Origin of the sequence: Hubeiibacter jixunmingi, from assembly GCF_041928215.1 — a bacterium.
Lineage (GTDB): Bacteria > Pseudomonadota > Gammaproteobacteria > Pseudomonadales > Moraxellaceae > Acinetobacter.
In genome coordinates, this window is sequence record NZ_JBHFHK010000014.1 from 12,905 (window position 1) to 37,495 (window position 24,591).

A 24,591-nucleotide genomic window follows, 5' to 3' on the forward strand; every position below is an offset into this window, starting at 1 on the left:
CTTATGCTATAGTGTGGCAGTTTTTTATTGACAACATAGGCTAACAAATCATGATTGGTTATTTAAGTGGTGAAGTGATTTACCTAGAAGCTCCAACCGTTATAATACTCAGTCATGGCGTAGGCTATGAAGTAGATGTGCCTTTATCTACCTTTTGTCAATTTAAAAAAGGCGAAACCGTCAAGCTTTGGACGCATTTTGTGGTGCGTGAAGATGCTCAGCATTTATATGGTTTTAGCGATATGCAAGAAAAATTTTTGTTCCGCACTTTACTCAAAGTCAATGGTGTTGGGGCAAAAATGGCATTAGGGATTTTATCTACCTTGAGCGTAGAATTGTTAATTCATAGTATTGAACATGAAGATATTCAAAGCTTGGTCAAAGTCCCAGGGGTCGGTAAAAAAACCGCAGAACGCTTGGTGATTGAACTGCGTGATCGTTTAAAACAATTGGCAAAAAATGGCAGTAGTCACAATAACTTACCACAAATTGAACGTTTGCAATTTTTACCTGACTCGCCTGTTGCTGAAGCCGAAGCCGCATTAATGTCTTTGGGCTATAAACCAGCCGAAGCCCAAAAAGCAGTCGCCATGGTCAAAGCTGATGGCCTAGACAGTGCTGGATTAATCAAAGCTGCCTTAAAAAATATGGTGAAATAATATGTATGACCGCCTGATTACTGGACAAGAAAAAGCCGAAGATCATATCGACCGAGCCATTCGTCCTACCACATTGGCAGATTATATCGGTCAGCCTGTGGTACGTGAGCAAATGGATATTTTTATTCGTGCTGCCCGTGGACGTGGTGAAGCTTTAGACCATACTTTGATTTTTGGTCCCCCAGGTTTGGGTAAAACTACACTGGCAAATATTATTGCACGTGAGATGGACGGCAATCTCAAATCCACATCAGGACCAGTACTGGAACGGGCAGGCGATTTGGCAGCCATGCTGACCAATTTGGAAGAAGGTGATGTGTTATTTATTGATGAAATTCATCGTTTATCACCCGTGATTGAAGAAATTCTCTATCCTGCCATGGAAGATTATCAATTAGATATTATGATTGGTGAAGGGCCAGCCGCACGTTCGATTAAGCTCGATTTGCCGCCATTTACTTTGGTTGCAGCCACAACCAGAGCCGGCTTATTGACATCACCTTTGCGTGATCGGTTTGGTATTGTGCAACGTTTGGAATTTTATTCGGTTGATGATTTGAGCATTATTGTTGAGCGTTCAGCACGATTAATGAGGGTTGCCATGACTGCACAAGGGGCTTTAGAAATTGCCCGCCGCTCACGTGGTACGCCACGTATTGCCAATCGTCTATTGCGTCGTGTACGCGATTATGCTGAAGTGCGTGGTACAGGTGAAGTCACACAAGATATGGCACAGCAAGCCTTGGATATGCTCAATGTCGATAAAGTCGGATTGGATACGTTAGACCATCGTTATTTGTCTATGCTATTAGAACGTTTTAAAGGCGGGCCTGCTGGTGTGGAAGCATTGGCAGCGTCTATGGCGGAAGACAGTGGCACGCTTGAAGATGTGATTGAGCCATATTTGATGCAACAAGGCTATATTATGCGTACCGCACGTGGCCGTATCGCCACGGCTCAAAGTTATCATTTATTTAATTTGCCTATCCCAGACGGTGAAAAAAACTAAAAACTTGAGCAATATCGCCAAAGTATTTTTTGCAATCTCGGGTAAAATCAACGCCATTCTGCATCATTTACTTTTGGCTTTTTGGGGGCAATATGTCCGAGTTTCGTTTCAATATTCGTGTTTATATCGAAGATACTGATGCAGGCGGTATTGTTTATCATGCCAATCATATCAAATATATGGAACGCACTCGCACTGAATGGCTTAGAGCCGCAGGTTTTGATCATTATTGGCACCAAAGCGATTATAACTTTGTAGTACATCAAATCGCAATAAAATATCATCGTCCAATCATGATGGATGACTATGTGACAGTTACTGCAAAGGCTTTATCTTGTAAAACCGCATCATTCGTATTAGAACAAAAAATATATCGTGGTGAAGAGTTATTAGTCAGTGGTGAAGTGGGCATTGCTTGCTTAGATAAAAACTTACGCCCACGCAAATTTCCTGAAAATTTACGTGCGATGCTTATCGATTCAATTGCAATGAATTCACAATAATATTTTTTAATTTAATCAAGATTTTAGGTTATATTCAAGGTATTACCAATCAACTCGTATATCTAATGTTGCACGGATGCTCATTCTTGCATGGGCAGATTTAAAATCAACGCATCTCAGTTCACACAAACTTCACACATATTTCATTTTCATTTCAAATAAAAACCATCTGTACCATGCATGATTGCATCATCTCAATCATATAGGTCAAAGATGATGCAAAAAGTAAATGTAATGGCAAAATTGGCAATACTCTGTGTATTGCTCATCGCAATGATGATGGCGTTGTCCTTTGTACGCTATTTGGTCAATGAACGGCAAAGTTATCAAAACAATGTCGTCGAACAGATTGAGCAAAATCAAATCGGTTCACAAGCGATGATGTCACCTTTTATTATGGCGCCTTATAAACCCTATGTTGCCTGTGACAATATGAAAGAAACGACAACTTCCACACCACAAACTAGCTCTGTAATAAACTGCTCACAAGATGAATACCGTATCACGCCGATGCAACAAAATGATTGGAATGCAGATTTTGAGGTCAAAAATGACCAATATCAGCGTGGTATTTATCGTGCCACCAATTTTATCACGCATATCACAGGTAAAGGGCAATTTAATACACCAGCCTCAAATCCAAATAATCCATCTGAATTAACAGCTGCAAAAATGATTTTGCCAATTAAAGATTTACGTGGATTATCGCAAAAAATCATGATGACCATTAATGGGCAAAAATATGCTTTTTCAACCAGTAAAGCCTATCCAGAACTAGGCTTAGAACTAGATTTAGGAAATATCCCATTGCAAAGTGTTAATCAGTTTGAGATTGATATTCAGCTTGAAGGATTAAAACAATTTAATTTCTTTGGCGATGAAAATACACAGTCTTTTAATGCACAAGGTAATTGGCAAAATGTAAAATATTTGGGAAGTAGTTTGCCCAAAACCAATAACTCAGATACACAACATTTTAATGCAAAATGGTCTAACTTTGCATCATACACGCTATTATCAAATACTGATGTCAATCAATGTTTAAAGAATGCCCATTGTACATTATTAGACGACAATAATAATGGCTTAGCGATGGAATTTTTAGATCCAAAGAATATTTATCAACAAACTGATCGTGCCATCAAATATGGTTGGTTTATTACGCTGATTACTTTTGCATGCTTCTTCTTATTTGAGGTTGTAAAATCATTACGTATTCACCCGATTCAATATTTATTGGTTGGTGTAGCACAAGCGGTATTCTTTATGTTGCTGTTATCTGTTAGTGAGCAATTAAACTATATGCTTGCCTATTGGATCGCCAGTGTAGCATGTATCAGCCTGATTTCATGGTATTTAATCTATGTATTAAAGCGTTGGCAAGATGCCACAATTTTCGCCTTATTATTAAGTAGTTTATACGGTGTAATGTATGTTTTATTACAGTCTTCGGGTATGACTTTGATTTTCGGTTCAGTCTTAGCGTTTATGATGGTGGCAGTAGCGATGTTTGTAACACGAAATATCGATTGGTATGCTTTGAATGAAAACGTTAAACCAAAAAATAAATCAGATGATGAAGAAACTTTAACATCACCACAGTATGGAGAAAGTGATGAATAAAATCAGTATCAAACGTGTAAATCGCCACTCAAATAGAATAAAGTTTTTATTATCCAGTAGTTTGGCAGATTGTTTAATGCAGTTACGTTTAAATAATCTATTGTATTTAAATCTAGGTAGTATGGTGGTTTGTCAATCTTTGGGTATATTACTTTATTTTCGAGGAAATAAATTATATCGCGTTGATGAGAAAATCCATTTAGCTTAAATCATCAAAATATAGACATCCCATAAAATAAACGTTTTATGGGATGTTTATCATTTCCAATTGTTAAAAATCAGCTTAAACCGCTTGCAATTCTGCCATTGGCCAACGTGGCGTAGTGCTGACTTGCAAATCATCCTTTTGCCCAGCTCTCAAACGTTGATAACCTGCAAAAGCAATCATCGCTCCATTATCAGTACACAGTGCCGGCTCAGCATAATAGACTTTCGCCCCCATACCTGATAAAGATTTTTGCAATTTTTCTCGCAATCGCACATTGGCACTCACACCGCCGGCGATGACCAACTGTTTTAGACCTGTTTGTTTTAACGCTTTTATAGACTTTTTCACCAAAGTATCGACTACCGCTTCTTGGAATGAGGCTGCAATATCTGCATCACGTCCCCGCCCTTGTAATGCATTGACTTGAGCCGATACAGCGGTTTTTAAACCACTAAAAGAAAAGTTTAATGCCTGTTGCATCAATGGACGAGGGAAAGCAATCGCATCAGGATTACCTTGCTCAGCAAGCTTAGCAATATTTGGCCCACCTGGATAAGGTAAATTCAGCATTTTTGCTACTTTATCAAAAGCTTCCCCAGCAGCATCATCGATGGATTCGCCCAACAGTTCATATTGTCCCAAAGCATGTGCCGCCATGAGTTGCGTATGTCCGCCAGATACCAACAATGCCACAAATGGAAACGCTGGCGGTGTCTCAGACAATAGCGGTGCAAGCAAATGCCCTTCCATATGGTGCACGCCAATAGCAGGAATATTCAAAGCAAAAGCCAAACTTCGCCCAAACAATGCACCTGTCATCAACGCTCCCATTAGCCCAGGTCCACGCGTATAGGCTACAGCATCTAAGTCTTGCTTTGTCACTTGGCAATCTTGTAATAATTGTTCTAATAAAGGAATTAATTTACGCACATGATCGCGTGAGGCGAGTTCTGGTACCACGCCACCGTATTCAGCATGCAATGCAATTTGGCTATATAATACTTGTCCGAGCAAGCCTTTTTCGCTGTCATATAATGCCAAACCTGTTTCATCACAAGATGTTTCTAAACCCAATACCAACACAATCAATTACCTACTTTTGTGGTCTTTCTGACAAGAATACACATTATAGACTTGTAAGTGCAAACAGAAAAGCGTAAAATAGCGCCTTCATTCACCGTAAGTTGTTGTTTCTATCAATAAAGCTTATCGAAATTCACTGTATTGATATGATTTTAAAGCAATTTACATTATCCATCATCTTGACAGAGAGGTTATTATGCCACAAGTTAAATTGAAAGAAGGCGAGTCAGTAGACGTTGCTATCCGTCGTTTTAAACGTTCTTGCGAAAAAGCAGGTATCTTGGCTGACGTACGTAAACACGAATTTTTTGAAAAACCAACACAAGAGCGTAAGCGTAAAAAAGCTGCTGCTGTTAAGCGTTATCAAAAGAAAGTATCTCGTGAATCAATCCGTACTACTCGTTTGTACTAATTGATTATTGATACTTAAGAAAATTTTTTAAGTTAAGTTTTAGGTTAGATTTTCTAATTTAATTCAATAATTTATTTGATTTGTTGTTTGACTTTAATTTGATTGAGATACACTGATGACGACTTTAAAAGCCAATATTACTGAAACGTTAAAGACTGCCATGAAAGCAAAAGATATGGCGACCGTGACAGTGATCCGTGGTTTGCAAGCGGGCATTAAACAAATCGAAGTCGATGAGCGTATCGAGCTTGATGACAATCAAGTGTTGAACGTAATCGAGAAACAGGTCAAGCAACGCAAAGAATCGATTAAAGCTTATCAAGCTGCCAATCGAGAAGATTTAGCTAGTAAAGAACAAGCCGAACTTGAGGTTTTATCTCAATTTCTACCAGAAGCTATGACTGAGGAAGAACTTGATTCTCTTATTGTGCAAACCATTACTGCACAACAAGCAACTAGCATGAAAGATATGGGTAAGGTGATGAACGCTCTACGTCCAATCATAGCTGGACGTGCTGATCCTGTACAAGTATCTGCTAAAATCAAAGCACAACTCGGCTGATTTTAACTCTATTCTACTCCCAAAATAAATTTTATTATTGACCCTATTAAGTGTCTGCATTTCTACGTCCATAAAAATTAAAAACCACTTTGTATTTTTGTCTTGCATTGCATTTTTTTGTTTATTTTGGCTACAATAGCATGTACTTACACAATTAAACGACTACTATGACCAAATCAACCACAGCAAAAAGCACTACTCTTCCATTTATGCAACAGCATTTTATTGATCTATCGAATAAGCAACGACTTTGCGTAGAAATGGCTGGCGATGAAAAACGTCCTACCATTCTGCTCATCATGGGTTTAGGCTCGCAATTAACCATGTGGCCAGATGCTTTTTGTCAATTATTGCTAGATAGTGGCTTTCGGGTAATACGTTTTGATAATCGTGATAGTGGTTTATCCAATAAGTGTGAATTTCTGCAACCACCTTTATCTTTACTTAAAACTATGGGGCGTTTTAGTCTTGGCTTAGCAACCAATGGGGCGAGTTATACACTCTACGATATGGCAGAAGATGTGCATTTATTACTCAATACACTACATATTGAAAAAGCCCATATTTTAGGTGCATCAATGGGTGGTATGATTGCGCAAATTTTAGCAGCGAAATATCCAAATCAAGTCAAAAGTCTAGGCTTATTATTTACTAGCAACAACCAATCATTCGCACAACCACCCAACTTATCTATCTTAAAACAAATGTTCAAACGCCCTAAAAGCAATAATCCTGAAGATATTATCAACAACACTGTACAGTTTTATCAGATGATCGCATCGCCAAATTATAGCACCAATTCACAGTTTTACGACTTTGCACAAGGTTTATACCAACGTAGTTACCACCCAATGGGCACACAGAGACAGTTCTACGCAATTCTAACCACAGGCTCACTCAAAAAAATTAACCATATGATTCAATCACCTACATTAATCATTCATGGTTCAAAAGACAAACTCATCCCGCCGAGCAACGGAAAAGCCGTTGCAAAAGCCATTCCTCATGCAAAATTTGAATTAATTGATGGTTTAGGGCATGACATCTCCCCCCATTTTATGGCAAAATTAGCAGACTTATTTACAGACCATTTTATGGCAAACAATTGATAGGACACCATGGCAGCATTACCTTCACTCCGTCAGCTTTCTTACTTGGTCACTTTATCAGAGACTTTACACTTCACTGAGGCCGCTCGACGTTCGTTTGTTACCCAATCCACTTTATCAGGCGGGATTATGGAACTTGAACGTTTACTTGGTGGAATGTTGGTCGAACGCGATAGACAAAACGTACGTTTAACACCACTTGGAGAAGAAGTGGTTGCACGTGCCAGAGTACTTCTCGCAGATGCACAAGATCTAATGCGTCTAAGCCGTGAAATGAGCGAACCTTTAACAGGTGACTTACACTTTGGTATTATTCCTACTATTGCGCCTTTTATCCTGACACAACTATTAAATCAAGTGCAGGAAAAATTACCACGCATCAATTTCCATCTGCATGAAAATCAGAGCAGTAAAATCATTTCAGATCTTGAGCATGGTAGTTTAGACATGGTGTTTTTGGCATTGCCTTTTGACACCAACAGCTTGAAATTAAAAGAAGTATTTACTGAAGAGCTTTATATTGTATGTAGTGAAAAAGATTCCAAAACACTCAATGCAAAAGAAATGACTGATTTAGATCTTAGTCGATTGATTTTGCTTGACGAAGGACATTGTTTACGCGATCACACTTTAAGTGCCTGCCCAATCAATGAACGCAAAAATGATGCTCGCTTGAAAGCCAGCTCTTTGCCAACTGTGTTAGAGATGGTTTCTGCCAACTTAGGCTTTACCATGATGCCACACATTGCACTCAAAAATATCAATCAATTACAACTTAAAGGGTTAAAAACCTTTACTGTAAATCAAGCACCAAAACGCACTTTAACTTTGGTTACACGTAAAAGTACGCCATTACAAAACGAATTTGACATTGTTTATCATATCTTAAAAGATATTTGTGTAGAGATGTCTAAAGCATAATTGCAAACTGATTTAATCCAGCTCAAAAAAAAAACCTATCATCGATTGATAGGTTTTTTTTATTGCTTCAGCAACAACACGCATTATGGTGTTGTTGGTTGCGTGGTATGGATTTTTACTTTTGCATTGTCACGTAAGTAATGCGTATAATCATTCAAAATCAATTGTCCACGTGGGTCATAACGATCTGTCAATTGTGCTGTCTGCTGTGCATCCAAATTAAATTGTGGATTCTTCTGCACTGCTGACACACCGATCACATACAGTTTATCACCGCTGTCTGCCGTGGTTACTGACCACTGCCCTTCTTTTGGTGCAGCAACACTGTAAATCGCACGTTCAATACTTTGCGGTAACATACGACCAAATCGTGGCACTGGGCCTAGATCTCTAAAGTTTAATTTACTTTGAGCGATTGCACTGCTTGCAGGCTGACTTGCAAGAGCTTTAAGGCTTGCATCAATGCTGGCACGTGCTTGCTTAATTTGCTCTTCACGTTTTACCGCTTGCATAACTTGTGTCTTGGCTTGTTCAAAGCTTTGTTGTGCTTCTGCACGGTAGCTGGCTACTTTTACCCACACAATATCGTGGTTTGGCAATGTAATCGCAGTAGAGACGTTATGATCGCCGTGTGCCACTTCGCTCGAGAACAGTTTGCCACGTACACTTGGGTTGGCAAGAATTGGATTAGCTGTTGCTTGCGTAAATGCCTTGGCAGATTGAACAGTGGTTTTGAATTTTTCAGCAATTGGGGTCAAATTGTCTGCTTGCATACCTGCATCAGTTGCTTGATTAACCAATTCAGCAAACTCTTGTTCTGCTTTATGTAATTTTGCTTGTGCTGTTACTTCTGCACGAATGTCCGCCAATGGTTGGACGTTCGCCAAACCTTCTACATTATCCAAACGGATAAGGTGATAACCATATTGTGTTTTGATTGGTGCAGACACTTGCCCTTGAGCCAAACCTACCACCGCACGGTCAAATTCATCACCAAATACACCAACACTATAGCCAGTAATCTTACCACTTTGTGCTTTAGATGCAGGATCTTCAGAATATTGCTGCACTAAAGATGCAAAGCTTATGCCTGCTTTTAATTTAGCATTGATTTCATTTGCCAAAGCTTGTGCTTGTTCTGGGCTGTGTTTTTCTGTAGTGACCAAAATATGGCTGACTTCACGTTTGGCATCTTTACTATGTTCCGCCACATAGCGGTTGTATTGTGCTTGGATTTCTTCTTCGCTCACTTCAACCTTTTCAGCGAACTGTCTTGGTGATGCCACGACATAACTGACATCAACCGCAGCAGGCAAAATAAATTGCTTTTGATGTTGATCATAATAGGCTTTGGCTTGTGCATCAGTCGCAGTAAAATTCTGGGCAAACTGATTGAGATCAATCTCAGCAATATGGCTTACGCGTTCCTGTGCAAGCATTGCAATTAATGCTTGACGTGTATTGTTTGAATAAGGTGTTGCCTTGATGATACTATCCATCAATAAGGTAATTACATCTCGCTGACGTTGCGATGCAATCAGTTGATCCACACTCAAACCTTGTTGTTTTAAAATTGCTTCAAAACGTGCTTGTGAAAACTGACCATTTTCTTGAAAGTCAGGAATGGTACGCAAAATATCTGCAATCTGTGCATCACTAAGATTGATACCCAATTTGTCTGCTTGTTGTAATAAAAGCTGTTGCATAATCATTGCATTCAGCGTTTGTTCTTGTAATACAGCATCATTGATCAGTGAACTATCACCGTTTAGCATCTGTAGATAATCGCCACGTTGTTGATTGATACGCTGATCTAAATCCGTTTGGCTGATTTTCTCACCATTGACTTTGGCAGCGTATTGACTACCACCGTTAAAATACTGATCTACACCTGTTAATGCTAAAGGTGTCAAAAATGCCACCAATAAAACTTTACCCAGCCACCCACGCATCAAGCGACGAAACGTTTCCATAACAACTCTCAAAAAAACCGCAAAATAAGTGGCAATGTTACCGAAAAATGGCATTTAAACCAAGTAAAATCGGCTATTTTTCACAAATTTAATATCAAACTTAGTGCGGCTTAAATCCAAATATGGCTCATATATCAGATTTATTGCTTATTTTTAAATATCAGAAAACAAAAAAACGTATCATAAAGATACGTTTTTACTCAAGTAAGAAAACTAGAGCATAATTTTTTTGTATTGATAACAAAAACTTATGCAACAGAATCTTTCAAGTTTTTACCTGCTTTAAAGCTTGGTACTTTGCTGGCAGCGATTTGAAGTTCTTCACCAGTCTTAGGGTTACGACCTGTACGTGCAGCACGCTCTTTTACCATGAATGAGCCAAAGCCCACCAAAGTTACAGTGTCATTTGCTTTTAACGCATCGCTGATAGATTCCAAAGTTGCATCTAGGGCTTTACCCGCGTCAACTTTAGTTAATCCACTTTTTTGAGCAATTGCATCAATTAATTCTGACTTATTCATCAAAGATATCCTCTGGTTCGATTTTCAAATAGTTAGGCTATACCTGCCATGGCTCGCCATCTTGCTGTTATAGCAATAGCGAATACATAAAACAAGTATTCTCCTAGAAATTTCTCAAAAAACTTAAAAAATCCCACAATGGCAAGCATGATAGCTGATATCACAGTGCGTTAAAAGAGATTTTCATACTTTTTTATGAATTTTTTTCTTGTAATTTCAGGCATATTGCAAAGTTGAGATCAATATCACAGATACCTAAAAATTATCTTTATCATTCGACATTTTTTAATTTAATATTTTTATTTGAACCAATCTTGAAGCGACATCATGATTTGCTTAATCAACCGATAAGATTGTGATAAAATCATACAAATTCTTTACTTACAAAGCACATCTGTTACATCACCTATCCATAATAGCTCTTTTTTAGGCTTGACAGTCATGACTTTTTAGCCTTAAATCCGTACATCATTTCTTTGCAATCTGAGCCACTATGACTGAAGACCAAAAAAAAGCTGAACAACATACCGACAACACGCACATTGATGCACAATCTATCTTGATTGTTGCGGTAGAAACAGCTTTGTCTTATGTCATCAAAAATGACCGTGTTGCCAAATCTTATAGCACTCAATTCGAGCGTATGGCATTGCGAGTGCAATTTAATACTTACTATCCTTCTGCCAGAATCATCGCAACTTTTGATAAAAAAGGCTTATTGTTAGATTGGGAACAGGCATATACAAAATCAGAAAAAGCACCAGATATGATTATTTATGTATCGATGATGGATTTGATACGGATTTTACTTTTGGGTGACAATAAACGCATCAGAAATTTGCGTATTGGTGGAAAAACTGAATTACACCAAGATTTCAAAGCATTTTTAATCAGTATTACCTTACCTGCTGTACTCAGCGATTGGCGTAATTTACTCAGCATGACAACAGGCAGTGAAGTTGAAAATAAAACGCCTCGCCCGACTGCTAAACGCTTGGTTTCACAAATTGAATTACAACGCAAGCATATGCGTAAATTAGAAATTCGTGCTAAAGGCTACAAAAATGACTATTTACGTTTGAAACATCGCCATCGTATGCTCAGCATTGCTTATTGGGTAGTTATTGTCGCTATGGCAATCACTATTTTTGTTTTAGCAATGAAATAAAAAACTTACCAATAATCAAAGAGAGTGCTATACTCTCTTTGATGAAAAATCCAATAAGATTAATAGAAAAAATAAACTTGACTATTTTACTCTGAATTAATTATAATTCGTTTAATCCTTTTAGATGATTGAACTGGAATTTTCCTTTATGCGTCTAACTACTCGTGGGCGATATACCGTCACTGCAATGCTTGATTTGGCACTTCGACCTGCCGATCAGACCATCACTCTTTCGGAAATCGCTGCCAGACAAACTATTTCTATTGCTTATCTTGAGCAATTATTTTCTAAATTAAAACGCAACCAGTTGGTTACCAGTGTACGTGGTGCTAACGGCGGCTATAAGCTTGCACGTTCTGCTGATACGATTACTGTTTTAGAGATCATTGAAGCGGTCAATGAAAGCGTTGATGCGACACGTTGTGATCATCAAGGTAATTGCCAAAATGGTGCAATGTGCTTGACACATGACTTGTGGCACGGTTTATCTGCACATATTGAAAATTATTTAAGCAGTATTACCCTAGCCGACTTGATTAACCGTGAAAACGTACAAACTGTTGCTATACGCCAATCATCACATGATGATCTAGCCCATTTCCATGTTACAGGAACACATTAATTATGACTCGTTCAATGTATTTTGACTATGCAGCTACTACCCCTGTTTTACCTGAAGTGGCTGAAGCAATGATGCAAGCCCTTACTTTCGAAGGTAACTTTGGTAACCCTGCATCACGTTCACATGGTTACGGTTGGCAAGCTGAAGAAACAGTTGAAAACGCACGCCAACAAGTTGCAGATTTGGTCAAAGCTGATCCACGCGAAATCGTGTTTACGTCAGGTGCAACCGAATCAGACAACTTGGCAGTAATCGGTATCGCTGAGTTTTACAAAAATAAAGGCAAGCACATTGTTACGTCTAAAATCGAACATAAAGCAATTTTGGACACTTGCCGTTATTTAGAAACGCAAGGTTTTGAAATCACTTACATCGAGCCAGAACCACGCACAGGCTTAATCACGCCGGATATGGTCAAAGCAGTATTGCGTGAAGACACTATTTTAGTGTCTTTGATGATGGTCAATAATGAATTAGGTACTGTGACTGACGTTGCTGCGATTGGCGAATTAACCCGTGCCAACAAGACATTTTTGCACGTTGATGCTGCACAAGCTGCAGGTAAAGTCGATATCGATTTAAGCACCATAAAAGTAGATTTGATGAGCTTCTCTGCTCACAAAGCTTACGGTCCTAAAGGTATCGGTGCATTGTTTGTACGTCGTAATCCGCGTGTACGTTTGAAAGCAATGATTCACGGCGGTGGTCATGAGCGTGGTATGCGTTCAGGTACGTTACCAACGCATCAAATCGTGGGTATGGGTAAAGCATTTGAAATCATGGGTCAGACCATGCATGCTGAACAAGAACGCATCCGCAAATTACGTGATAAGCTGTGGAATGGCTTGGCAGATATGGAAGAAGTATATCTGAATGGTCATCCTACACAAAACGTGGCGAATTATCTCAATGTTAGCTTTAACTTTGTCGAAGGTGAATCATTGATGATGTCGCTTAAAGACATCGCTGTATCAAGCGGTTCTGCGTGTACATCTGCCACTTTAGAGCCATCTTACGTATTGCGTGCTTTAGGTTTATCTGATGAATTGGCTCACAGCTCAATCCGTTTTAGCTTCGGTAAATACACCACTGAAGCAGAAATTGACCATGTCATCGAAGTCACTCGCAATGCAGTACAAAAATTACGTGAATTGTCACCACTTTGGGATATGTACAAAGACGGTATTGATCTCAACAGCGTAGAATGGCAAGAACACTGATTCTCAAAATCTAAGTCAAGTTTACCCGCTTATAGTATCAAAACCTGCCAGTAACTTGACTTAAGCAGTATTAAATTTTTTGGAATATTTGGAGCAAAATCATGGCATATTCAGAAAAAGTCATCGATCATTATGAAAATCCACGTAACGTTGGCGTGCTTGATAAAGACGCAGAAAATGTCGGTACAGGCATGGTCGGTGCACCAGCTTGCGGCGATGTGATGCGTTTACAAATTCAAGTCAATGACAATGGTATTATCGAAGAAGCACGCTTCAAAACTTATGGCTGTGGTTCTGCGATTGCATCAAGTTCATTGGTAACAGAATGGTTAAAGGGCAAAACTTTGGATGAAGCTCAAGCCATCAAAAACCTTGACATTGCTAACGAGTTGGCTTTACCGCCAGTGAAAGTACACTGCTCAGTATTGGCAGAAGACGCAATCAAAGCAGCGATTGACGATTATCGTCAAAAGCAAGCGAAATAATGCTATAATTGTAAAGTTAAAAAACACTTGTGATAAAGATTTTGCAAGTGTTTTAACCAATTTAAATGAAAAATATCATAGGGTGAAATACGATGATTTACTTAACAGAAAGTGCTGCTAACCATGTTGCCAATTTTTTGAAAAATCGTGGCAAGGGTGAAGGCATTCGTGTTGGAGTAAAAACATCGGGCTGCTCTGGCTTGGCTTATGTACTTGAATTTGTAGATGATACCAATCCACACGATCAAGTTTTTGAGCATTTTGGGGTAAAAGTTTTTGTTGATCCAAAAAGTTTGGTTTATCTCAATGGCTTAGAAATGGACTATGTTAAAAATGGTCTGAACGAAGGCTTTGAATTTAACAACCCAAACCAAAAAGGCGAATGTGGCTGTGGTGAATCATTCACGGTTTAATGAAGCGACCAAATCTGTATCAAATACCCTGTAACTTTTGAGCATTGAAATGAATTTTTTTGAATTATTTGCCCTACCTGAACAATTAAATCTTGACGCAGCCGAGTTAAAGCAAAAGTATTTACAATTACAACAACAATATCACCCTGACCAACAAGCCAGCCAGCAAGATGCTAACCTGGAAAAATCCAGTGAAATCAATCATGCTTATCAAACTTTATTGCATATTGATAGCCGAGCAGCATATTTACTACAATTACAAAAACAAGACTTTGGCTTAGAGCAATCGATTCATGATTTTGAGTTTTTACAATCGGCTTTGGAGTTGCGTGAACAATTAGAAGAAGCCACAACCAGTGAACAATTGCAAAATTTACGTCAAGAAATCGCCCAATGGGTTGATGGTCTAACCCGTGAATTTCAACATGATTTTAATGATCAAGATTGGGGCGAAGCCCGTGATACGGTACGTAAATTACGCTTTTTCCGTCATGTATTACAAGATATTGATCAAGCAGAAGACCGTTTGTTTGATGCGGAACAATATGATTTAGATGATGAGTTTTAAGTTTTTATTTTTGATAGTTTTTTACAGTACAATCTAATCGGTAATTATAGGCATCGCATGGCACTTTTACAAATCGCAGAACCTGGGCAATCCGCTAATCCACATGAACATCGTATTGGAATTGGGATTGACCTTGGTACGACCAATTCACTTGTGGCAACGGTACGCTCTGCTCAACCTGTGGTGCTTGCAGACGACGCTGGACACAATTTATTGCCTTCTGTGGTACATTATGCCGAAGACAAAACCATTGTTGGCTATGCTGCCAAAGATTATCTAGAAAGTCATCCTGAAAATACCATTGTATCCGTAAAGCGTTTTATGGGTCGCTCCAAAGCTGACATTCGTTTTCAACATCCCTACACGCTGCATGGCAATGACAATCAAATGCCAAGCTTTGCCACAGCACAAGGCGATAAAACTCCTGTGGAGATTTCCGCTCAGATTTTGGCAGTATTAAAACAGCGTGCATTACAATCTATTGAACATGACATCACAGGTGCAGTGATTACCGTGCCTGCCTATTTCGATGAAGCACAACGTCAAGCGACTCGAGATGCGGCACAATTGGCAGGTTTAAATGTACTGCGTTTGCTCAATGAACCGACTGCTGCTGCGGTGGCGTATGGTTTGGATGAAAATTCAGCGATTACAGAACAGCAAAACTTTGCTATTTATGATTTGGGTGGCGGTACTTTTGATATTTCGATTTTAAAATTTAGCCAAGGCGTGTTTGAAGTCTTGGCAACAGGTGGTCATACTGCTTTGGGCGGTGATGATATCGACCGTTTGTTATTAAAACATTTAAAACAACAATGGCAATTGGGCGATTTATCCAATCATCAACATGCGGTGCTTTTACAGCTCACCAAGCAAGCCAAAGAACAATTGACCGATGCGGAACAGACCGACATTGTTTTTGAAAATCATCAATATAATTTAAGTCGTGCGCATTTTGCCACCATTATTCAAGCGGTGACTGAACGCACTTTGCAAGTCTCGGCTCGAGTATTGCGTGATGCAAAATTGAGTATTACTGATATTGATGCGGTGATTTTGGTCGGTGGTTCAACGCGTAGTCCTGCCATTCAGAATGCGGTACAAGATTACTTTAAAAAACAACCTTTGTGCAGTATCAATCCTGATGAAGTCGTGGCACTCGGTGCGGCCATTACCGCCAATCAATTGGTTGGTAATCAAAATGATGGACATTTGTTGCTTGACGTGACGCCATTATCACTCGGTCTTGAGACTATGGGGGGCTTGGTCGAGCGGATTATTTCTCGTAATACTGCTATTCCAATTACACGTCGCCAAGAATTTACCACTTATCAAGATGGACAATCTGCCATGTTGATTCATGTGGTTCAAGGTGAGCGTGATTTAGTCGAACATTGTCGTTCACTCGGACGATTTGAACTGCGTGGCATTCCGCCAATGGTTGCAGGTGCTGCACGTATTGAAGTCACTTTCCAAGTCGATGCGGATGGTTTGCTTAATGTTTCTGCGCGTGAAACGACCAGTGATGTACAAGCCCACATCAATATCAAGCCATCTTATGGTCTGTCTGATGCTGACACCGAACGTCTATTGTTAGAAGGCTTTGAGTTTGCTGAGCAAGATAAGCATGCTCGCCATTTACAAGAAGTCAAAGTTGAAGCACAACGTGAGCTTGAAGCATTAAGACAAGTGCTTGCCAAAGAACAAGTAGACTTACTTGCTGATGATAGTCAAGCTTTGCAACATGCTATGCAAGCGTTATCGCAAACTTTACAAGGCGATGATTTGACTGCAATTGAAAATGCGGTACAAGATCTAAAAATTCATAGTGATGAACTTGCTGCCAAACGCATGAATCACCACATTAACCAAGCCCTTAAAGGCACAAAAGTGGATGATTGGGCGAGTTTTAGCCAAAATAAGGAGTAACCCATGCCTCGTATTAAAGTGTTACCACACGCTGATTTTTGCCCGAACGGTGCTGAATTTGAAGTGGCAGCGAACAGTAATTTATGTGAAAGTTTACACGAACACGGTGTAAAAATTGAACATGCGTGTGATATGTCTTGTGCATGTACCACTTGTCATGTCATTGTACGTCGTGGCTTTGATTCGTTGAAAGAAATGAATGATGTCGAAGCGGATTTGCTAGACCGTGCTTGGGGTTTGGAAGCGGATTCTCGCTTGTCTTGCCAAGTGATTGTGACTGATGAAGATTTGGAAGTAGAAATTCCAAAATACACCATCAATCATGCTTCTGAAGGCAGTCATTAATTTTTTGATAAAATTAATCTGTAAAATTAAGCCTTAGTATTTCATCATGCTAAGGCTTTTTTGTGGTCAGAATTTTTTGCTTAATTGACGTATTTGCTTTAACATTTAATCTATTTTAAATCTTTATTCAAACTAGGTAAAAACATGCAAATCTATTTGGTGGGCGGTGCAGTTCGAGATCAACTATTAGGACGTGAGGTCACCGAGCGTGATTATGTGGTGGTTGGTGCGACTGCTCAGCAATTATTAGATTTGGGATACCAAGCTGTAGGCAAAGATTTTCCTGTTTTTTTGCATCCTGAAACAAAAGAAGAATATGCCCTTGCTCGAACCGAACGCAAAAATGGACATGGTTATCAAGGTTTTGAATTTTTTGCAGCACCCGATGTGACTTTAGAGCAAGATTTATTACGTCGTGATTTGACTATTAATGCTATGGCAATGGACGATAATGGACAAATTTTTGACCCTTATCAAGGACAGCACGATTTGGCACAAGGCATTTTACGCCATGTATCAGATGCTTTTATTGAAGATCCTTTGCGAGTTTTTCGTGTGGCACGTTTTGCTGCCAAGCTCAATTTTAAAGTTGCACCTGAAACTATGCAATTGATGCAAAAAATCAGTCAATCTGGAGAATTACAACATCTTTCAGCAGAGCGTATTTGGAAAGAAACTGTGCGTGCTTTGGCGGAATGCAATGCAGCAGTTTATTTCCAAGTTTTATATGATTGTGGTGCGTTGCAAGTTTGGTTTCCTGAAGTTGCTGCCTTGTTTGGCGTGCCACAACGTGCTGCTTATCACCCTGAAATTGACAGTGGCATTCATACTTTAATGACCATACAAAAAGCCTGTGAATATGATTTTGATGTGATCGTGCGTTTTGCTTTGCTGTGTCATGATTTGGGTAAAGCACTTACACCAAAAGATGAATTACCACGTCATCTGATGCACGAAGAACGAGGACTTGCCCCAACACAGGCTTTATGTGAACGTTTAAAAGTCCCAACTGAATTTAAGACGGTCGCTTCGAAAGTCTGCGAACATCATCTCAAATCGCATCGACTATTTGAAATGACTGCATCAAGTATTTGGAAATTATTAAAAAGTTTAGATATTTTACGTCGTCCGCAACACGTCACTTATTTTGCTCAAGCGTGTCTGTGCGACAGCCAAGGACGTTTAGGTTTAGAACAACGCCCTTATCGTCAAGCGGATAAAATTTTACAGATTGCTGAACGCTTGCAGGAACAACACATCGCCATTCCAACACATTTGCAAGGCGTACAAATCGCTGACTATATGCAACAACAGCGTGTATTATTGGTTAAAGATTTTATTGCTTGTGACCAAGATTTTCAAAATTATCAACATCGTAAACAACAGCAGATTACTTTTGATATTCAAGGTAGTCAAGGCAATAAAGAAAATGTTGTGTTGGATACTTTATATGATTATCTTGTATCTATCAGCCAAGAGCAAAATACACCACAAAAAATGCTGATTAAAAATAGTTTAAATCATCAATTAAATATCGAGTTTGATTTAGTGAACTATCAACTGACACATAATCAAGACCAAACATTTACATTAGATAATTTTTATCAAGTATGGTGCTGTATCTATCAGTTCTTTGATGAAAATTTTTAATTTAATGTCTTGATTTAGTATAGTAAGTATAATGATAGGTATTATACTTACCCAACTATGCTTAAAATAAGGCTTTTTCTAACTTAAAACGTGGTTGCATAATACCATCAAGGTAAACCTCTTCAGTAAACATAGTGAGTGGTCTTACCCAAATCCCATAATCACCATATAATGCTTGATAAACCACGAGTTGTTCTAAAGTTTCAGAGTGCTGAGCCACAGACAATACCTGATAAAGCTTACCTTTATAATGACGATAAATGCCTTTTTGAAGACCCAAAATACGTTCAGTAGACATCAGTCATCCTTTTCAATGCGATTTTTATTTATACGGACAATACTGTCTTTACTTAATGGCACCGCACCATCTAAATCTGTACGCTCTTTTTGAATCTTAATACGCGTAATGGTTTTTTCCATTGCCTCAATCAATTTTTCATACTCATAAGCTTGTACTTTGTCTAGATTTACCATCAAATTAAAGCCTTTATACTCATAATCATACCAGCGATGATACCTTTCAATTGCGACATCATAACGTTCTACCACCTGCCATGACTGTACAACTTCATTGATCCCTTTCAATCTTAGTGGCTGATTTTTAACACATAAAAAAGTATCTTTGATTAAGTTGAATGTTTCTTCTGAAACAAAGATTTGTCCAGCTTCAGCTGCCGCTTGTAAACGTGCTGATAAATTTGCATCTCGTCCAATAATGGTATAAGCCATACGGTGTGTTGTACCGTAGTTCCCTACGTGGCAATATCCAGTGGCAATCCCAATGCGGATATGTAATGAGGTAAAACCCATTTTTGCCCAACGCTCACGCAAAATACGCATTTGTTGTTGCATTGCCACTGCCATATCAATGCATGCAATCGCATCGGCTTTTACACCACGGCTATTTGGATCACCGAAAAATAATAATAATCCATCTCCCATGAACTTATCTACCGTTGCACCATAATGCTTGGCGATTTCAGTCATGTGTTTAAGATAATCATTAAGTAAGAACGCCAAATCATCGGGAATTAATTTTTCAGATAAGTCAGTAAATCCTTCAATATCTGAGAAAAATACTGTAAGTTTACGGCGTTTGTATTCTATTTTTGCTTTGATTTCACCTTGAGCAATAGATTGCCAAACTTGCTCTGGTGCATAACGTGCCAACTGATTATTTAAGCGAAAATACTCTTCTATTTCTGCTTCATAACGCTTGTTCTGCTCATTAATTTCTACAAAGCGATTATTCTGATAATAGTTATTAATAATGATTTGCATCAATAGAAGTACAATCGAGATGATACTTAATGCAGATGTTGAATTGGTGAAATAAAGATTTTTTGGCAAATCTGAAATAAGAAAAAATGTATAAAATCCAAATAATAGCACCAAAGGCGAAAAATAAATAAAAACTTTATTCACTCGTCCTACAATCGCAATAAAAAATAAGCCAGCAATAATAATCAAACTAGGAATAATTTTAGCATGCAATGCAGCAATAAATATCCCTGCAATCAGCACATCATTAAAAAATGAAAAATCATTACGTGTCTTTCGCCCATAATGATATCCAATCTTATTTAAATATTTAGACTCAAAAAATAATAAGGAAGCAACGATGGGAATAGCCAAAAAACTATGCAGATGCACGTTTGGCTCAAGGATAAATGCTAAACCAACAAGTAATGATAAGGATAGATAAGCAAATATACGAGATACTTGCTTAAATTGATATGAGCTTTTATTAAAAATGTTATCCATACCGACCAACTAAAGGTTTAGTACATCCTTGTTTCGTATTCAATTAATCCATACGCCAATCAAACGGCATATCACCCTGCCCACGCAATGCAAGCATAAGTGTCTGACGCATATGCGCAAGTACATCACTGCGATAAGGCACTGCAGTAAGACCAAAAACAGGTTTTGGCCATGCAACGTCATTCTGATAACGCACGATATGATGGAAATGCAACTGAGGTACCATATTACCCAACGCTGCAACGTTCATTTTATCAGCACGAAATACACGAGATAATTGGCTAGATAACCAGCTTGACTCACGTAAAAATTGTGCCTGATCTGCAGGGCTTAATTCGTAGAGTTCGCTGACTCCTGCAACGCGAGGAATCAAAATAAGCCAAGGAAATTGCATATCATTCATCAAACGACAGGTACATAAAGGAAAGTCGCCAACGTAAAAACTATCTTGTGCAAGCTGAGGATGTAATGTAAACATAGGATGAAATCTAATAAATATATCAATGACTGGTTTGCTTATCTTACCACATCAAAACATAAAACATAGCTTAAAATTAGCTAAAATAAACGAATTTGAATAAAATAGACAAAAGATGCACAATTTTATATATGACTTTAGTCGTATTTTTTTCGTCATATATTGGTTTTAAGATAAAGAAAATAATAGATTAGCTGTAAATGGTATATTTTTCAAAAGCTTAAATTATATTAACATCATGATATTGCAAGATTTGTTACCATGCAATACCATGATATAAAATATAATATCATTACACAGTGTCGGCTTTTACACGCTGAATATCGGCACCCAACGCACGTAGTTTTTCTTCGACATGTTCATATCCACGATCGATATGATAAATGCGGTCTACTAAAGTCTCACCTTCTGCTGCCAATGCTGCAATCACCAATGAGAACGATGCACGTAAATCAGTTGCCATGACGGGTGCAGCTTGTAATTTCTCGACGCCAACGACCACCGCATCATGCCCTTCAACATGAATGTTTGCACCCATACGGCAAAGCTCTGGGACGTGCATAAACCGGTTTTCGAAGATGGTTTCCGAAATTTTTGCTTCTCCATCGGCAATCGCATTCACCGCCATAAGCTGGGCTTGCATATCTGTTGGAAAATCAGGGTGTGGTAAAGTACAGAAGCTGACGGCCTTAGGACGTTTACCTTGCATATCTAGCTCAATCCAATCGTCACCTGTACTCACCACAGCCCCCATTTCTTGGAACTTCTCTAGTACAGCTTCCATTAGTTCAGCACGAGTATGTGTTGTACGGATTTTACCACCTGTAATGGCTGCAGCTGCAAGATAAGAGCCCGTTTCAATACGGTCAGCAACCACTGCATATTCACAGCCATTGAGTTTTTCAACACCTGTTACGACAAGCGTATCCGTGTCAATACCTTCAATTTTTGCACCCATCTTATTTAGCAAATGAGCCAAATCCGTAATTTCAGGCTCACGTGCAGCATTGCGAATCGTGGTTACACCCTCAGCCAATACCGCAGCCATCAAGATATTTTCTGTACCACCAACTGTCACCATGTCGAAAATCACTTCGCCACCTTTTAAGCGACCATTGACCTTTGCATTTACATATCCAGCTTCGACTTCAATCTCTGCACCCAATGCTTCCAAAGCTTTTAGATGCTGATCTACAGGGCGTGAACCAATCGCACAACCACCAGGCAAAGATACTTTTGCCTCGCCATAGCGTGCCAATAGTGGACCTAACACCAAAATCGATGCACGCATGGTTCTCACCAATTCATACGGTGCAAATTGATTATTTAAAGTGCTTGTATCAGCAGTCACTGTATCATCCTGATAAGTCATGGTGATACCCAAACCTGCAATAAGCTTTACCAATGTATCTACGTCTTTCAAACGTGGTACGTTGGTTAATTTAATAGGTGTTTCTGCCAAAATCATGGCCGCAAGCAAAGGCAAGGCTGCATTTTTCGCACCAGAAATACGCACTTCACCATTAAGTGGTTTACCACCACGAATCAAAAACTTATCCATGCTTATACTCCAAACACACTTTGTTTTTTCCATTCATCAGGCGTCATGGCACGAATCGTCACGGCATGTACTTCACCCGATGTAATATATTGATTCAATGGTGCATAAACAGCCTGCTGACGAGCGACAGTGCGTTTGCCGTCAAAACAGCTATCCACAATACGTAAGTCAAATTTGCCGCCTTCTCCTTTTACCTGAATATCGGCTTGTGGAAAGGCTTGGATTAAAATTTCGTGAAGTTGTTCTGAGTTCATCAGCTAAAAAAGTCCAAAAAGTGACAATCAATAACCACCCATTATACTATGATATGTGCTTTTCTTATAGCGAGATAGTGAGATTTTTTACAAAACTGTGACTTAAAAGACCAGATAGCACTGAAAATTTTGTGCATGACATTTCTCATAAATGAACCAACGATAATATTGCACTGAAATAACAAATATTTTTAGACTTTAGAGAGTTGCCAAATATTCATTTTTCTGTTAAAAATTAGCTTGCTTGGATGCCCAAGAATACCAATCAGGAGCCTAACTCATGTCACAATTTTTCACCAAAACCGCACTCTGCTTTGCTTTAAGTACAGTTCTTTTTACCCATTCGGCGAATGCTGCCCCTGCATTGACCTATAACGCTGCCAAAGCCACACAAGTCACAAAACAAACCGCAAATGCTTATCTTGAGATTGATACCAAAGCTTTTGGTGACAATCTTGAAGCGATGAAAACCCATTTACAAGGCAAAGCCAAAATCTGTGCCATTCTCAAAGCTGATGCCTATGGCAATGGTATTGATAATTTGATGCCAACTGTGATTGCTCACAAAATTCCATGTATTGGGATTGCCAGCAATGAAGAAGCCCGTATCGCTCGTGCTCACGGCTATAAAGGCGTAGTGATGCGTGTTCGTACATCTACGTTAGAAGAAATCAAAAATGGTATGCAATACAACATCGAAGAATTATTCGGCAATTTAGATGCGGCGACCGCTGCCAATACTTATGCCAAATCTGTTGGTAAAAAAATCCGTTTCCACCTAGGTCTAAACTCAGGTGGTATGGATCGTAACGGTTTGGATATGAGTACCGCTCAAGGCCCAGCTCAAGCGGTGGCTTTGACAAAATTGTCTAATTTGCAATTGGTCGGTATCATGACGCACTTCCCTGTTGAAGACAAAGCGGATGTATTAAAAGGTTTAGAAGTTTTTAAATCTAATACCGATTGGCTGATTGCGAATGCAAAACTTGACCGTAGTAAATTAACCATTCATGCGGCAAATTCTTTTGTCAGTTTACATGTGCCTGAAGGTTGGTTTGATATGGTTCGTCCAGGTGGGATTATTTATGGTGAGCCTGTTTATGAACGCCCAGAATACAAATATATTATGTCTTTTAAAACCCACGTTGCTGCGGTAAATTTCTATCCAAAAGGTTCAACTGTAGGCTATGACCGCACTTATACTTTGACCCGTGATAGTTATTTGGCGAATTTGCCGATGGGTTATTCTGATGGTTATCGCCGTGTCTTTACCAATAAAGGGCATGTATTGATTGCAGGACAGCGTGTACCAGTGGTTGGTAAAGTATCGATGAATACTACTATGGTTGATGTCACTGATATTCACGACCAAGTCAAAGCAGGCGATGAAGTGGTATTGTTTGGTAAGCAAGACAATAGCGAAATCACCCAAGCTGAAGTCGAAGATATCAACGGTGCATTATTGGCAGATCTTTATACCGTTTGGGGTAATTCAAATCCTAAATTTAATAAAGATTAACTCTTCATTTATATTGAATATAAAAAGAAAAT

26 protein-coding genes and 1 pseudogene are annotated in these 24,591 nt (G+C 38.9%); 19 read left to right on the top strand and 8 right to left on the bottom strand.

Annotation, left to right across the window (positions count from 1 at the left end; all coding sequences use genetic code 11):
• Positions 1–50: 50 nt before the first annotated feature.
• The 5 genes from ruvA to ACEYX7_RS03610 all read left to right on the top strand — a co-directional run bounded on the left by ruvA (position 51) and on the right by ACEYX7_RS03610 (position 4,002).
• Positions 51–659, top strand: a complete 609-nt coding sequence (gene ruvA, locus ACEYX7_RS03590; protein ID WP_374804588.1) for a Holliday junction branch migration protein RuvA — start codon at positions 51–53, stop codon at positions 657–659.
• A gap of 1 nt (position 660) precedes the next feature.
• A complete protein-coding gene (gene ruvB / locus ACEYX7_RS03595) occupies positions 661–1,668 on the top strand; it encodes a Holliday junction branch migration DNA helicase RuvB (protein ID WP_374900215.1) in 1,008 nt (335 codons plus the stop codon).
• Between the two features lie 92 nt (positions 1,669–1,760).
• Positions 1,761–2,171 (top strand): tol-pal system-associated acyl-CoA thioesterase, encoded by a 411-nt coding sequence (ybgC, locus tag ACEYX7_RS03600; RefSeq protein ID WP_374804592.1) that lies wholly within the window; start codon positions 1,761–1,763, stop codon positions 2,169–2,171.
• Between the two features lie 216 nt (positions 2,172–2,387).
• Positions 2,388–3,794 (top strand): cell envelope integrity protein CreD, encoded by a 1,407-nt coding sequence (creD, locus tag ACEYX7_RS03605; RefSeq protein ID WP_374900216.1) that lies wholly within the window; start codon positions 2,388–2,390, stop codon positions 3,792–3,794.
• Complete coding sequence (locus ACEYX7_RS03610; protein ID WP_374804596.1) at positions 3,787–4,002, top strand: hypothetical protein; 216 nt, start codon at positions 3,787–3,789, stop codon at positions 4,000–4,002. Before creD ends, ACEYX7_RS03610 begins: the two co-directional genes overlap by 8 nt.
• A 75-nt stretch (positions 4,003–4,077) precedes the next feature.
• On the opposite strand, the gene tsaD is transcribed toward ACEYX7_RS03610, so the two are convergent.
• Positions 4,078–5,085 carry a tRNA (adenosine(37)-N6)-threonylcarbamoyltransferase complex transferase subunit TsaD gene (gene tsaD, locus ACEYX7_RS03615; RefSeq protein ID WP_374806773.1) on the bottom strand — a complete coding sequence of 336 codons (1,008 nt, stop codon included), beginning with the start codon at positions 5,083–5,085 and terminating at the stop codon, positions 4,078–4,080.
• A 196-nt stretch (positions 5,086–5,281) separates the two neighbouring features.
• Between tsaD and rpsU the strand changes: the two genes are divergently transcribed.
• From rpsU to ACEYX7_RS03635, 4 genes are all read left to right on the top strand, one after another.
• Positions 5,282–5,497, top strand: coding sequence for a 30S ribosomal protein S21 (rpsU, locus tag ACEYX7_RS03620; protein WP_374804600.1), 216 nt, complete (start codon positions 5,282–5,284; stop codon positions 5,495–5,497).
• A 115-nt stretch (positions 5,498–5,612) separates the two neighbouring features.
• On the top strand, positions 5,613–6,059 hold the full coding sequence (locus ACEYX7_RS03625) for a GatB/YqeY domain-containing protein (RefSeq protein WP_374804602.1): 447 nt from the start codon (positions 5,613–5,615) through the stop codon (positions 6,057–6,059).
• Between the two features lie 167 nt (positions 6,060–6,226).
• On the top strand, positions 6,227–7,168 hold the full coding sequence (locus ACEYX7_RS03630; RefSeq protein WP_374900217.1) for an alpha/beta fold hydrolase: 942 nt from the start codon (positions 6,227–6,229) through the stop codon (positions 7,166–7,168).
• Positions 7,169–7,177: 9 nt separating this feature from the next.
• Positions 7,178–8,089 carry a LysR substrate-binding domain-containing protein gene (locus ACEYX7_RS03635; RefSeq protein WP_374806774.1) on the top strand — a complete coding sequence of 304 codons (912 nt, stop codon included), beginning with the start codon at positions 7,178–7,180 and terminating at the stop codon, positions 8,087–8,089.
• Positions 8,090–8,172: 83 nt separating this feature from the next.
• On the opposite strand, the gene ACEYX7_RS03640 is transcribed toward ACEYX7_RS03635, so the two are convergent.
• A complete protein-coding gene (locus tag ACEYX7_RS03640; RefSeq protein ID WP_374806777.1) occupies positions 8,173–10,062 on the bottom strand; it encodes a SurA N-terminal domain-containing protein in 1,890 nt (629 codons plus the stop codon).
• A 248-nt stretch (positions 10,063–10,310) separates the two neighbouring features.
• The gene (locus ACEYX7_RS03645) at positions 10,311–10,583 is read right to left on the bottom strand and encodes an HU family DNA-binding protein (RefSeq protein ID WP_374804610.1); all 273 of its coding nucleotides are present in this window, start codon (positions 10,581–10,583) and stop codon (positions 10,311–10,313) included.
• A 493-nt stretch (positions 10,584–11,076) separates the two neighbouring features.
• Between ACEYX7_RS03645 and ACEYX7_RS03650 the strand changes: the two genes are divergently transcribed.
• From ACEYX7_RS03650 to ACEYX7_RS03690, 9 genes and pseudogenes are all read left to right on the top strand, one after another.
• Positions 11,077–11,751, top strand: coding sequence for a hypothetical protein (locus tag ACEYX7_RS03650; RefSeq protein WP_374804612.1), 675 nt, complete (start codon positions 11,077–11,079; stop codon positions 11,749–11,751).
• 148 nt (positions 11,752–11,899) lie between these two features.
• A complete protein-coding gene (locus tag ACEYX7_RS03655; protein WP_374804614.1) occupies positions 11,900–12,373 on the top strand; it encodes an Rrf2 family transcriptional regulator in 474 nt (157 codons plus the stop codon).
• Positions 12,374–12,375: 2 nt separating this feature from the next.
• A complete protein-coding gene (locus ACEYX7_RS03660; protein ID WP_374804616.1) occupies positions 12,376–13,593 on the top strand; it encodes an IscS subfamily cysteine desulfurase in 1,218 nt (405 codons plus the stop codon).
• A gap of 101 nt (positions 13,594–13,694) precedes the next feature.
• The gene (gene iscU, locus ACEYX7_RS03665) at positions 13,695–14,078 is read left to right on the top strand and encodes a Fe-S cluster assembly scaffold IscU (protein WP_374804618.1); all 384 of its coding nucleotides are present in this window, start codon (positions 13,695–13,697) and stop codon (positions 14,076–14,078) included.
• A gap of 92 nt (positions 14,079–14,170) precedes the next feature.
• Positions 14,171–14,491: an iron-sulfur cluster assembly protein IscA gene (gene iscA, locus ACEYX7_RS03670; RefSeq protein WP_374804620.1), complete on the top strand. Its 321-nt coding sequence runs from the start codon at positions 14,171–14,173 to the stop codon at positions 14,489–14,491.
• A gap of 49 nt (positions 14,492–14,540) precedes the next feature.
• The gene (gene hscB, locus ACEYX7_RS03675; RefSeq protein ID WP_374804622.1) at positions 14,541–15,059 is read left to right on the top strand and encodes a Fe-S protein assembly co-chaperone HscB; all 519 of its coding nucleotides are present in this window, start codon (positions 14,541–14,543) and stop codon (positions 15,057–15,059) included.
• Between the two features lie 57 nt (positions 15,060–15,116).
• Positions 15,117–16,988, top strand: a complete 1,872-nt coding sequence (gene hscA, locus ACEYX7_RS03680; RefSeq protein ID WP_374804623.1) for a Fe-S protein assembly chaperone HscA — start codon at positions 15,117–15,119, stop codon at positions 16,986–16,988.
• 3 nt (positions 16,989–16,991) lie between these two features.
• Complete coding sequence (fdx, locus tag ACEYX7_RS03685) at positions 16,992–17,333, top strand: ISC system 2Fe-2S type ferredoxin (protein ID WP_374804624.1); 342 nt, start codon at positions 16,992–16,994, stop codon at positions 17,331–17,333.
• 144 nt (positions 17,334–17,477) lie between these two features.
• Positions 17,478–18,668 (top strand): annotated as a pseudogene (locus tag ACEYX7_RS03690) (multifunctional CCA addition/repair protein); the annotation flags it as partial.
• Between the two features lie 376 nt (positions 18,669–19,044).
• Here ACEYX7_RS03690 and ACEYX7_RS03695 read toward each other — a convergent pair.
• From ACEYX7_RS03695 to ibaG, 5 genes are all read right to left on the bottom strand, one after another.
• A complete protein-coding gene (locus ACEYX7_RS03695) occupies positions 19,045–19,263 on the bottom strand; it encodes a DUF1653 domain-containing protein (RefSeq protein ID WP_374805096.1) in 219 nt (72 codons plus the stop codon).
• Positions 19,264–19,280: 17 nt separating this feature from the next.
• Positions 19,281–20,747 (bottom strand): adenylate/guanylate cyclase domain-containing protein, encoded by a 1,467-nt coding sequence (locus ACEYX7_RS03700; RefSeq protein ID WP_374805081.1) that lies wholly within the window; start codon positions 20,745–20,747, stop codon positions 19,281–19,283.
• A gap of 43 nt (positions 20,748–20,790) precedes the next feature.
• Positions 20,791–21,225 (bottom strand): HIT domain-containing protein, encoded by a 435-nt coding sequence (locus ACEYX7_RS03705; RefSeq protein ID WP_374805082.1) that lies wholly within the window; start codon positions 21,223–21,225, stop codon positions 20,791–20,793.
• 292 nt (positions 21,226–21,517) lie between these two features.
• Positions 21,518–22,786 (bottom strand): UDP-N-acetylglucosamine 1-carboxyvinyltransferase, encoded by a 1,269-nt coding sequence (gene murA, locus ACEYX7_RS03710; RefSeq protein WP_374805083.1) that lies wholly within the window; start codon positions 22,784–22,786, stop codon positions 21,518–21,520.
• Positions 22,787–22,788: 2 nt separating this feature from the next.
• Positions 22,789–23,040, bottom strand: a complete 252-nt coding sequence (gene ibaG / locus ACEYX7_RS03715) for a BolA family iron metabolism protein IbaG (RefSeq protein ID WP_374805084.1) — start codon at positions 23,038–23,040, stop codon at positions 22,789–22,791.
• A gap of 280 nt (positions 23,041–23,320) precedes the next feature.
• Between ibaG and alr the strand changes: the two genes are divergently transcribed.
• On the top strand, positions 23,321–24,559 hold the full coding sequence (gene alr, locus ACEYX7_RS03720) for an alanine racemase (RefSeq protein ID WP_374805085.1): 1,239 nt from the start codon (positions 23,321–23,323) through the stop codon (positions 24,557–24,559).
• Positions 24,560–24,591: the final 32 nt, after the last annotated feature.